7 protein-coding genes are annotated in these 11,763 nt (G+C 69.7%); 4 read left to right on the top strand and 3 right to left on the bottom strand.

Annotated elements, in window-relative coordinates; all coding sequences use genetic code 11:
• Nucleotides 1–31: 31 nt before the first annotated feature.
• A complete protein-coding gene (locus tag ABZT47_RS18385) occupies nt 32–1,072 on the bottom strand; it encodes a LacI family DNA-binding transcriptional regulator (RefSeq protein ID WP_354842960.1) in 1,041 nt (346 codons plus the stop codon).
• A gap of 414 nt (nt 1,073–1,486) precedes the next feature.
• On the opposite strand from ABZT47_RS18385, the gene ABZT47_RS18380 reads away from it, so the two are divergent.
• From ABZT47_RS18380 to ABZT47_RS18370, 3 genes are all read left to right on the top strand, one after another.
• Nucleotides 1,487–2,767, top strand: a complete 1,281-nt coding sequence (locus ABZT47_RS18380; RefSeq protein ID WP_354842957.1) for an extracellular solute-binding protein — start codon at nt 1,487–1,489, stop codon at nt 2,765–2,767.
• 76 nt (nt 2,768–2,843) lie between these two features.
• Complete coding sequence (locus tag ABZT47_RS18375) at nt 2,844–3,803, top strand: sugar ABC transporter permease (RefSeq protein ID WP_354842954.1); 960 nt, start codon at nt 2,844–2,846, stop codon at nt 3,801–3,803.
• Nucleotides 3,804–3,813: 10 nt separating this feature from the next.
• Complete coding sequence (locus ABZT47_RS18370; protein ID WP_354842952.1) at nt 3,814–4,656, top strand: carbohydrate ABC transporter permease; 843 nt, start codon at nt 3,814–3,816, stop codon at nt 4,654–4,656.
• Here the strand turns inward: ABZT47_RS18370 and ABZT47_RS18365 are convergent.
• Nucleotides 4,646–5,716, bottom strand: coding sequence for a LacI family DNA-binding transcriptional regulator (locus tag ABZT47_RS18365; RefSeq protein WP_354842949.1), 1,071 nt, complete (start codon nt 5,714–5,716; stop codon nt 4,646–4,648). The genes ABZT47_RS18370 and ABZT47_RS18365 overlap by 11 nt on opposite strands.
• Nucleotides 5,717–6,238: 522 nt before the next feature.
• Between ABZT47_RS18365 and ABZT47_RS18360 the strand changes: the two genes are divergently transcribed.
• On the top strand, nt 6,239–9,112 hold the full coding sequence (locus tag ABZT47_RS18360; protein ID WP_354842946.1) for a cellulose-binding domain-containing protein: 2,874 nt from the start codon (nt 6,239–6,241) through the stop codon (nt 9,110–9,112).
• A 250-nt stretch (nt 9,113–9,362) separates the two neighbouring features.
• Here the strand turns inward: ABZT47_RS18360 and ABZT47_RS18355 are convergent, their stop codons facing one another.
• Entirely contained in the window at nt 9,363–11,702 is a 2,340-nt protein-coding gene (locus ABZT47_RS18355; RefSeq protein ID WP_354842943.1) for a beta-L-arabinofuranosidase domain-containing protein, read from the bottom strand.
• Between the last annotated feature and the right edge of the window lie 61 nt (nt 11,703–11,763).

Raw genomic sequence — 11,763 nt, 5'->3', positions numbered from 1 at the left:
ACCGTCACCTCCGCGAAAATGTTTCGCAGGCTCAGCCGGCCGCCGGTGGGGCGGTGCTACGGCGGGTGACCAACTGGGTGGTGAACTCCAGCCGGGTCTGCGGCGGGCGGCCGCCGTCCATGAGGGCGACCAGCATGCCGGTCGCGGCGGCGGCCATGTCGGTGAGGGGCTGGCGGATCGTGGTGAGCGGCGGGACCAGCCACTGCGCCATGGGCAGGTCGTCGAAGCCGACCACGCTGAGGTCGTGCGGGATGCGCACGCCGGCCTGGTCGGCCGCCTGGTAGACGCCCACGGCCGTGGCGTCGTTGCCGGCGAAGACCGCGGTGGGAGGGTCGGGGAGGGCGAGCAGGGCGCGGGCGTGGGCCAGGCCCTCGGCCACGTCGAAGTCGCCCGCCACGACCAGGGCGGGATCGACGGGCACCCCCGCCGCGTCCATCGCCGCCCGGTATCCGTCCAGCCGGGCCCGGCTCGACAGGACATGGGGCGCCCCGGTGATGATGGCGATGCGCCGGTGCCCGAGGTCGAGAAGATGACGCGTGGCCGCGAGGCCGCCGGACCAGTTCCCGGCGCCGACCGACGGCACGCGGTTGGGGGCCCCGGCCGGATCGACCAGCACCACGGGGATGTCGCGCGTGCGCAGCTGCGCGCGCTGGGCGTCGGTGAGCTCGCAGAAGATGGCGATCACCCCGCATGACCTGCGGCTGAGCACCTCCTCGACCCAGCCGCGGGGCGGTGTGGGCCGCTCGCGCATCTCCGAGAGCACCACGGCCAGGTGGTTCTCGCGCGCCACGCGCTGGACGCCTTTGATGATCTCGATGGCGCACGGGCCGTCCATCTCGTGGAAGGCCACCTCGATCAGGGCCGCCGCCTTCGGCCGCTTCTTCTGCCGCCGGTAGCCGTGCCGGCGGATCAGCCCCTCCACCAGGGTGCGGGTCGCGGGGGCCACCTCGGTCCTGCCGTTGAGGACCTTCGACACCGTGGCCGTGGACACGCCCGCCAGCTCGGCTATCTGCGCGAGGGTGAGCGCATGGGGCGGATCTGCGGGAGAGGCGGGCTCTGTCATCGCGCTCATGGCCGCAGTGTAGTTCCGAAACTTGCGGCTACAAGCCGATTGTTTCAGAGGTGTTGCCTGAACATTATTGACGCTCGCCTTGACCCGGGCCTAGGGTCCCGAACTAACGATCGGCATGGCGCTCGGCAGTTTTCGGCCCACCCTTCCGCCGTTTTTCGGGCCGAGCTCCGAAGCCAGCCGGTGCCACAGTCGCGGGCCTGAACAGGCCTGCCGACGCGGAACTCGGCATAGATCGGTGTAGCTCTGGCCTGGTTTCGGTCGGTCTCGCGGCCGAAATTTGAGGAGCGCAGAAATGCACCGCACCCCCTTCGCTCCGATCTCGCGTCCCCCGCAAGGGTGCTGAACGCACCACAGCCCCTCGTACCGGTTCTGACGACCCCAACCCCCTGACCACAGCATGTGAAAGAGGTCGCCGTGAAGTCCCGCATCGTCTCCGTGGCCGCGATCGCCGCGGCCACCACTCTCGCCATGGCAGGTTGTTCCGGCTCATCGACCGGGACGGCCTCCGGAGGAGCGGCGGACGCCAAGACGTTCGAGTTCTGGTCGTTCACCGGGATCAACGCGAAGGGGTCCGCCGCCGAGTACAAGGCGAAGAGGCCGGACATCCAGATCAAGCTGACCGAGGTGGGGAACGCGCAGGAGACGGCGCAGGCGCTCACGACGGCGCTCGCCGGCGGCAAGGTCCCCGACCTGGTGCTGATCCAGGGCGATGACCTGCCCAAGTTCGTCCAGCAGCCGCAGAACTTCGTCGACCTGCGCACGCTGGGCGCCGACAAGGTCAAGGGCGACTACCTCGACTGGGTGATCAGCCAGCCCACGGCCAAGGACGGCTCGATCATCGGCATCCCGACCGACGTCGGCGGCATGGCCATCGCCTACCGCGCCGACCTGTTCAAGAAGGCCGGGCTGCCGACCGGCCGCGAGGAGGTGGGCAAGCTCTGGCCCACCTGGGACGCCTTCATCGAGACCGGCAAGAAGTACACCGCCGCGACCGGCAAGGCGTTCGTCGACAACGCCGCCACGAGCGTCTTCGCGCAGGTGGTCAACCAGGGGCAGGAGAAGTACTACGACCCCTCCGGCGGTCTGGTGTACGAGCGGAGCCCGCAGGTCAAGACGGCCTTCGACGAGGCGCTCAAGGCAATGGCCGCCGGGATCACCGCCAAGCAGAGCACCTTCACCGACGGCTGGAGCGCCGCGATGAAGAAGGGGGACTTCGCCGCCATCGCCGCACCGGTCTGGATGCTCGGCGCCATCCGCGACAACGCCCCCGACACCAAGGGCGACTGGGACGTCGCCACCATCCCCGGCGGGTCGGGCAACTGGGGCGGCAGCTTCCTCGCCATCCCCAAGGGTGCCAAGAACCCGAAGGCCGCCTGGGACTACATCTCCACCACGCAGTCTCCGCAGGGCCAGCTCGACCACTTCGCCCAGGCCAGGTCGCTGCCCGCGACCCCGTCGGTCTACAAGGACCCGAAGCTCACCTCGGTCGAGGACCCGTTCTTCTCCGGCGCGCCCCTCGGCAAGATCTACACCGACTCACTGCTCGGCCTCAAGCCCTTCCTCATCGGGCCGGACAGCACGACGATCGGCACGGAGTTCGGCAACGCCCTGCAGAACGTCGAGCAGGGCAAGGGCGATCCCGCGAAGGCGTGGGACGCGGCGGTCACCAACATCAAGAACGCGATCGGCGGCTAGGACCCCCTGCCACGAGCGCCGCCGGCGCCGGGCGTCCCGGACGCCCGGCACCGGCGGCGGGGAAGCGACCACACCCGTGACGACGAGCATCAGCCCTGCCAAGGCGGCGCCGCCCCCACCTGCGCCGGTGACCAAGACCTCCCGGGGCGGCCTCACCGAGTTGGTGGCCCCCTACGCCTACATCGCCCCGTTCTTCGTGCTCTTCGCGATCTTCGGCCTCATCCCGCTGCTGTTCACCTTCTACGTGGCGTTGTTCGACTGGAACCCGATCGGCGAGCACGTGTTCGTCGGCCTGGACAACTTCACGCGGCTGTTCCAGGACGTGCGGTTCTGGAACGCGGCGCGCAACACCGTCAGCATCTGGGTGCTGTCGACCGTGCCGCAACTGCTGGTGGCGCTCGTGCTGGCGCACCTGCTCAACCACGTCCGGCTGCGCTTCGCGACGCTCTTCCGCATGTCGATGCTCGTGCCGTACATCACCTCGGTGGCCGCCACCGCGATCGTCTTCGCCCAGATGTTCGACCGCGACTACGGGCTGCTGAACTGGCTGCTCGGCCTGGTGGGCATCGGGCACATCGACTTCATCCAGTCGGTGGCGGGCAGCCACGTGCTGATCGCCGTGATGATCACCTGGCGGTGGTTCGGCTACACGGCGCTGCTCTACCTCGCCTCCCTGCAGGCCGTCCCCCGGACGATCTACGAGGCGGCCGCCGTCGACGGCGCCGGCACCCTGCGGCAGTTCCTGCACATCTCCATCCCGGCGTTGCGGCCGGTCATCGTGTTCACCATCGTGACCTCGACCATCTACGGGCTGCAGACCTTCACCGAGCCCCTGCTCATCTCCCGGAGCGCGCCGAGCACCTGCGGGCCGATCCGCCAGTGCCAGACGCTGACCCTCTTCCTGTTCGAGCAGGGCTTCACCCAGTTCAAGTTCGGGTACGCGGCGGCCATCGGCGTGGCGCTGTTCGTGATGGTCGTGGCGCTCGCCGGCCTCAACTACTTCCTGTCCACCCGGACCCGCCCGGAGAGGGCATGAGGGAGCCATCATGAGTAGGACGACACCGCGGTCCGGCGACCGCCTGCGATGGTGGGTCTACGCCCTGCTGGTCCTGGCCGCGTTCGCCTGCGTGTTCCCGCTCTACTGGATGTTCGTCGTCGCCACCACCGACACCGCGGCGGCCACGGAGCTGCCCCCCAGAGTCGTCCCGGGCGGCAACTTCTTCCACCTCGCGGGCCTGGTGTTCTCGACCGTGCCGTTCGTCCGGTCGATCATCAACAGCCTGGTCGTGGCCGGGACGATCGCCATCGGTCAGGCGTTGTTCTGCGCGCTGGCGGGCTTCGCGTTCGCCAAACTGCGCTTCCGCGGCCGCGACCTGTTGTTCCTGCTCGTCGTGCTGACGATGACCGTGCCCACCCAGCTCGCCATCGTCCCGCAGTACATGATCATCTCCTCGCTGGGCTGGGTGGACACCCTGCAGGCGCTGATCGTTCCGGGCCTGGCCAACGCGTTCGGGATCTTCTGGATGCGCCAGCACATGGCCAACGCGATCAGCGACGAGATCCTCCAGGCGGCCCGCATCGACGGGGCGACCACCTGGCAGATCTTCTGGCGCATCGCGTTCCCGCTGGTGCGCCCGGCCGCGTTCGTTCTCGGCCTGATCGGGTTCGTCTACGCCTGGAACGACTTCCTGTGGCCGTTCGTGGTGCTGAAGTCGCCGGAGATGTACACCGTCCAGATCGCGATCAAGGCGCTGCAGACGAACTTCAGCATCGACCTCGGGCTGGCGATGTCCGGCTCCTTCCTGGCCACCCTGCCGCTGATCGTCCTGTTCGTCTTCGTCGGACGGCGCATGGTGGCCGGGATCATGGACGGCGCCTTCAAGGGCTGACCCCCTGGCGTCGCCCCGCCGGGCCCTGGCGCCGGGGAGGAGCGGTGCTGTCGCGGACGACCAGGTCGGTGGCGAACTCGATGCGGTCGCGCGCCAGAGGTTCGCCTCTGGCGAGCGTCAGCAGCATGTCGGCGGCGGCGGCGGCCATCTCGGTGAGCGGCTGGTGGACCGTGGTCAGCGGCGGGACCGTCCATCGCGTCTGGGGCATGTCGTCGAACCCCACGACGCTCAGGTCGTCCGGGATGCGCAACCCCAGCTCGTAGGCCGCGCGGTAGACGCCTATGGCTTGGCCGTCGTTGCAGGCGAAGACGGCGGTGGGCGGGTCGGCCAGGCGTAGCAGCCGGTGGGTGTTGGTCACGCCGTCCTGGATCTGGAAGTCGCCCTGGCAGATCAGGTCGGGGTCCGCCGGCACGCCGGCCGTGTCCAGGGCCGCGCGGTAGCCGTCGAGCCGCGCGCGGCTGGACAGCGCGTGGGGCGGACCGGTGATCACGGCGATCCGCCGGTGGCCGAGTTCGAGCAGGTGGTGGGTGGCCGCGAGCCCGCCGGTCCAGTTGCCCGCGCCCACCGAGGGGACCGGCTGGGCCGGGTCGCCCAGGGGATCGAGCAGGACCAGGGGGATGCCCCGGGTGGCGAGCCGGTCGTGCTGCAGGTCGGTGAGGCTGGAGAAGACCGCAATGACGCCGGTCGGGCGGCGGCTGAGCGCGTCCTCGACCCAGTCGCCGCCGCTGCCGTGGCCGCTGCGCAGCTCGGATACCGTCACGGCCAGGCGGTGCTGGCGGGCCACCCGTCCGACCCCCTTGATGATCTGGGTGGGATAGTCGCCGGCCAGTTCGTGGAACAGCAGCTCCACCTGGGCGGCCGGGTTGATCCGGCGCCGCTGCCTGCGGTAGCCGTGCTCGCGGATGAGGCCCTCGATCAGGGCGCGGGTCTCCGGCGCGACGGCCGAGCGGCCGTTCACCACTTTGGAGACCGTCGCCGTGGACACCCCGGCGAGCTGGGCGAGCTCCGCGATGGTCAGCGGTTCGGCGCCGAACGCGGATGACTCTTCCAAAGCGGTCATGCCAGTAGTTTAAGAGCGAACAACTTGCACCAGCCAATTTCCGCCCTTACGGCTTCTCCATGAAACGCGCTCACCGGACACGGCGTGAATACGTGTCGAAATGGCGGCGAGGCTTTCTGTCGTCCTCAGGCACGCAGGCCGCTGTCCGGTGATGGCCGTCACCGACAGCAGAGCACGCCCGCACATCCTCGATCGCGGCGTCGCACGTTATGCGGCACCGGCCCCGGGCCGGGGAATCCGTACGTTAATGCCCGCGAGAGTGAAACTTACAGACCGCGCGCCGACGGCCTTGGCCGTGTACGCGGCCTCAACCGCAGGTCGGGGCCTGGTGCCGGGCCCGAACGCCGCACGGGTGCGAGCGCGGATCGTTGACGTACCTCGCGGCGTCGGATTGGCTCCGCGCACAGCGCCTTCCACGCTCGGAGTCGCCGTGCGGGCCGAACGAGGATGTTAGCGCTAACAACAGCTCGTGACCACCCTCCCGTGCCCCGCGCATCCGTCCACCGTCTCTGAGGAACCCGCATGCGAGTCATCCCCCACCGGCCGCGGTCGGCGTTGACGGCCATCGTGGCCGCGCTCGCCGCCGTCGCCGCCGTGGTCACTCCGGTGACCTCCGCCGTCGCGGCCGTCGCCTGCCGTGTCACCTACACCGTTTCCAGCCAGTGGGACGGCGGCTTCGGAGCAAATGTTAGCGTTAACAACCTGGGCGACGCGGTCGACGGCTGGCGGTTGACCTGGTCGTTCTCCGCCGGGCAGAGCATCACCCAGCTGTGGAACGGAACCTCCGCCCAGTCGGGCTCCCAGGTCACCGTGACCAACGCCGCCTACAACGCCGCCATCCCCGCGGGCGGCAGCGTCTCCTTCGGGTTCAACGGAAGCTGGACCGGCTCCAACCCGGTGCCGACCGACTTCGCGCTCAACGGCACCACCTGCAACGGCCCCGCCACCCCGACGCCGACGCCGACCCCGACGCCGACGCCGACGCCGACCGTGACCCCGACGCCCACACCCACGCCGACGCCGACGGCGACGCCCACGGTCACCCCCACCCCCACGCCGAGCCCGTCGGTCTCTCCGTCACCGGGAGCCACCACGACCGCGTGGCAGAACGGCGCCTTCGTGGTGGACACCCCGAACGTGGTGCGCCGGTCGAACATCGTGCTCAACCGGGCCAACACCAGCTCCACCCAGTTCATCCCGCTGGGGAACGGCACTCTGGGAGTGGCGGCGTGGGGAGCCAACGGGTTTACCGCGCAGCTGAACCGCAACGACACCTTCCCCGACCGCAAGTCGCCGGGTCAGGTGTACATCCCGGGGCTGAGCCGGCTCACCGGCGCCTCGGACTTCAAGGGCTACCTGGACATGTACGACGGGACGCTGTACGAGTCCGGCGGCGGCATGACGCTGAAGGCCTACGTGCGCGCCGACACCGCGCAGCTCGTGGTGGACGTCACCGGCGCCGATCCGAACAGCTCCCAGACGGCGCAGGTGAAGCTGTGGAGCCCGCGCAACCCGAGCGCCCAGGCGTCCGGCTCGGTGGCGACGCTCTCGGAGACCTGGACCGACGGCAACGGCGGCAACGGCACCTCCGGCAGGACGTTCGGGACCATGGCGGGCCTCAGCGCGGGCGGGCGCAACGTCCGGGCGACCAACCCCGACTCGCGGACCGCGCAGGTGAGCTTCCAGCCCAACGGCGACGGGTCGTTCCGGGTCATCGTGGTGTCCCCGGGCTGGACCGGCGGCAACGCCCTCACCACCGCGACCACACTGCTGGGAGGCGACCTGACCCGCGCCTCGGCGGACCTGGCCGCGAGCACCCTGTCGTGGTGGCACGACTACTGGAGCTCGACCGGACTGATCAAGATCACCTCCAGCGACGGGTCCGGCGAGTACTTCGAGAACATGCGGACGCTGTACCTGTTCAGCATCGCCGCGAGCAACCGGGACGCCCTCCCCGGCACCCAGGCCGGTGAGGCCAACCTGTTCAACGTCGGCCAGGACACCCAGCCCTGGTACCCGGCGGGGTACTGGTTCTGGAACCTGCGGATGATGATGCAGGCCAACCTCTCGGCCGGCGCCTTCGCCCTGAACTCGCCGATGTTCACCCTGTACCGCACCAACCTGAGCAACATCACGGCCTGGACCAGCGCCCACTACCCGGGTCACGAGGGCATCTGCGTGCCCGAGACGATGCGGTTCAACGGCAACGGCACCTGGTACTCGGGCAACGAGTCCTGCGAGTCGCGCATCGCCCCGTCGTACAACTCCCAGACTGTCACCAGCGGCGCCGAGATCGGGCTGTGGATCTGGCAGACCTACCTGGCCACCGACGACCGCTCGTTCCTGTCGGCGAACTACCCCGTCATGCGGGACTCGGCGAAGTTCCTGCTGTCGCACGCCAAGACCGGATCCGACGGCCTGCTGCACACCACCTCCAACGCCCACGAGACCCAGTGGGCGGTCAACGACCCGGTCACCGACGTGGCCGCGATGCAGGCGCTGTTCCCGGTCACGGTGTCGGCGGCGCAGACCCTCGGCCTCGACTCGGATCTGGTGAGCCGGCTGCAGGCGGCGATCCCCAAGATCCGGCCGCTGCCCCGCACCGATTTCGGGCAGACCCAGGTGCTCACCCCGTCCAGCGACGCGGGCGGCAACGACATGATCGCCCTGTCCGCGCAGCCGACGGCGGCCAAGCACAACGTGGAGAACCTCGGCCTGGAGGCGGTGTGGCCCTACAACCTGATCGGCGACAGCGGCAACCAGTCGGACCTGGCCAAGCGCACCTTCAGCCACCGCAGCTACATCACCGAGACCGACTGGAGCTACGACGCGCTGCACGCGGCCCGGCTGGGCCTGGGCAACGACATGCGGACCGCCCTCATCGCCAACGTCAACAAGTACCAGGTCTTCGCCAACGGGTTCGCCAGCTGGGATGTCAGCAAGACGACCAACCCGTACCTGGAGCAGCTGGGCGTGACCGCCGCGGCGATCGGCGAGGCGCTGGTCCAGGACTATGACGGCACGCTGCGCGTCGCACCCGGCTGGCCGAGCACCTGGAGCGCCGACGGGACGGTGTACATCCAGCACAAGGGCAAGGCGCATGTCCAGATCCGCAACGGCAACCTGGTCACCGTCGCGGTCCAGGCGGGGGCGGACGGCGCCATCACCGTACGCAACCCCTGGCCCGGCCAGAACGTCACGGTCGTGGACGGCTCCGGCGCCACCGTGCTGAGCGATCAGACCGGGACGACCTTCGCCGTTCCCGCGCGGGCCGGCACGTCCTATCTGATCCAGCGGGCCTCGGCGCCCACCACCGCCCTGCCTTACTGGCCGGTCACCGGCACCCCGGCGACCGCGCCCAAGGTCCTGGGCAGCCGGACCATCGGCGTCCGCTGACCCCCCGCCCCGGCCGCCGGCACCCACCGGCGGCCGGGGCCTTTCCCCGCGGCCCCGCGGCCCGCGGCCCTGCCGCTCCGTCGGACCGCCGCACCCCTGGGACCGCCGGACGCCCGGGACGGACGAGCGCCCCGCCACCGGGCGTCCGGCATGGAAGAGCGCCGGGCCGCCAACGCGGCCCGGCGCTCGGTGTGGTCCCCTGAACGGTGCCTCTCGCCCAGGCGACCGGCTCCCGGTTCGGCCGGCGGGTCTAGTTCTGGACCAGCCGCCACCGGTTGTCGGCGGTTCCGTTGTCGGAGTCCTGGACGGCCTGGGCCCCATTGGCGGTGGAGTTGTTCTGGATGGCGAGCAGCTTGCCGCTGTTCACGTTGCGGATCTTGTAGGTTCCGTCGCCGTTGTTGACCATGGTCCACCGGTGGTCGGCGGTGCCGTTGTCGGACCACTGCAGGACGCGGGCGTTGTCGGCGGTGGACATGTTCTCCACGCCCAGCACCTTGCCGCTGTTGACGTTGCGGAACCGCACCGCGTCACCGTCGGTGACCATCACCCAGTTGTGGTCGGCGGTGCCGCTGTCGGTCCACTGCAGCGCGAGGCCGCCGTCCGCGGTGGACATGTTCTGGATGCCGAGGACCAGACCGCTGGCGGCGTTGACCAGCCGGTAGCTCGTCGTCCCGCCTCCGCTCTGCCCGTTGGCGTTCCAGTAGACGGTGTAGTTGTGCCCCTGCGCGTCGTAGAAGGGGATCAGGTTGACCGTCGCGTTGTTGGCGGTCGCCGTGAAGGTGAGCGCCGTGGTGCTGGTCCGGGTGATCGAGGAGGTGTTCAGGCTCGGCAGCGCCGACAGCGAGGTGTTGCCGTAGTTCCCCGACAGGACGAGCGGCCCGTAGGTGATCGCCGAGACGTTCTGGTTGTCGTTGGCGGCCTTCATGACCACCCGCATGGGCAGGCGCACCGTCACGGTGTCGCCGGAGGTCCACGAGCGGGTGAGGGTGGCGTAGGAGCCGGGGGTGGTGTCCACGCTCTGCTGCGTGCCGTTGACGCTGATCGTGGCGCCCGTGGTCCAGGCCGGGATGCGCACGCGCATCGTCCACGAGTCGCCGACGCCGCCGGTGACCTGCAGGGTCGTGGTGTCGCTCGCCGGGTAGGAGGTGGTCTGGGTGACCGTGATCCCGCGCTGTGACCAGTTCAGGGTGGAGGGCTGGAACATGTTCACGAACAGCGTGGTGCCGTTGTAGGAGTAGATGGAGTCCATCAGGGCCGTGTTGACCTCGACGCCCGTGCCCTGGCAGCACCAGAACGAGTTGTAGTCCGTGCTCCACGTGCCGCCTCCCCACGCCGGGCCCACCCCGCGGCGGCCGCCGGGCTTGAGCGGGGTGAAGTAGGTGACGTGCCCGTGGCTGTCAGCGGGGTTCTGCGCGCCGAGGATGTGGTTGAACAGCGCCCGCTCGTAGAAGTCCATGTAGGACGCCTGGTTGGGGTTCAGCAGCCACAGCTCGCGGGTCAGCTTGAGCATGTTGTAGCTGTTGCAGTGCTCGCAGGTGTCGTTGGTGAGGTACCCGGCGATCGCGTTGGGCGCCCGGAAGTGCTCGGCCTGGCTGTTGCCGCCGATCGCGTAGGTGTGCGCGCCGACCGTGATGTTCCAGGCGTTGTTCGCGATGTCCCGGTAGCGGGTGGTTCCGGTGGCCTTGTACTCTCGCGCCGCGCCGATCCACTTGGGCACCTGGGTGTTGGCGTGCAGGCCGTTGAGCTGGTCCTGGTTCGAGGCGAGCGGGTTGAACACGGCGGCGTGGTCGAACCGCTGCGCCGTGGTGAGCCAGCGCCCGTCGCCGGTCTGCTGGTAGATGTCGGTCAGCACCGCGTTCATGCCGCCGAACTCGGTGCCCAGCATGTTCTGCATCTGGCTGGAGCTGAGCCGGGAGGTGCGCTGGTCCACCCAGCCGGCGAGCGAGAGCAGCACGTCACGGGCCTGCGTGCTGCCGATGAGGCGCCACACGTCGAGCAGGCCGGCCAGGGTCTTGTGCATGACGTAGTACGGCACGTTGCCGTTGCTCAGCGTGCGGGCCTCCAGGGCGCTGAAGTCGGACTCGGGGAAGCCGGACAGGTACCCGGAGGCGAACCCGGCCGCGCCGTTGTTCGCCTGGCACTTGGCCAGCTCGGCGACCATGTAGGTGGCCTTGTCGCGGCAGGTGGTGTCACCCAGCACGGCCCAGGCCTGGGACCACGCGGTGAGCAGGTGCCCCTGCATGTGGCTGCGGAACGGGAACGAGGGCGCGTCCCATCCGCCGTTGGAGGCGGCGCCGTTGGTGGACAGCCGGTGGTTGGCCCGGAAGACGTACAGCATCCGGTCCACGTCGACGAACCGCAGGTACGACAGCGTGCGGTTCTGGTTGTCCAGCCAGCGGCCGGAGGTCAGCCGCACCTGCCCGAGGTCGAACATGTACGCCGACACGCCGATGTCGGGCCGGGCCGGGGCGACCGCGGCCGAGGCGGCCGAGGCGCCGGCGACCTGCCCGGCAGTGGAGACGGCGGAGGCGGCGACGGCGACGCCCGCGGCCTGGAAGAGCTGACGGCGGCTCAGTGATGAGGGGGACACTTCTGCTCCAGGACATCGAGGGAGGAGGGGCCGGCGCGGGCGCGCGCCGGCCCGTGATGCG

The sequence above is a fragment of the Sphaerisporangium sp. NPDC005289 genome, from assembly GCF_040607455.1.
Classification (GTDB): domain Bacteria; phylum Actinomycetota; class Actinomycetes; order Streptosporangiales; family Streptosporangiaceae; genus Sphaerisporangium; species Sphaerisporangium rhizosphaerae.
Note: the sequence above shows the minus strand (reverse complement) of the source record. Positions and strands in the feature narration are given on the sequence as shown.

Excerpts from the sequence above, each read along its gene's own strand:
- ABZT47_RS18385 (WP_354842960.1), bottom strand. The coding sequence starts at position 1,072 with ATGAGCGCGATGACAGAGCCCGCCTCTCCCGCAGATCCGCCCCATGCG.
- ABZT47_RS18370 (WP_354842952.1), top strand. The coding sequence starts at position 3,814 with ATGAGTAGGACGACACCGCGGTCCGGCGACCGCCTGCGATGGTGGGTC.
- ABZT47_RS18365 (WP_354842949.1), bottom strand. The coding sequence starts at position 5,716 with ATGACCGCTTTGGAAGAGTCATCCGCGTTCGGCGCCGAACCGCTGACC.
- ABZT47_RS18360 (WP_354842946.1), top strand. The coding sequence starts at position 6,239 with ATGCGAGTCATCCCCCACCGGCCGCGGTCGGCGTTGACGGCCATCGTG.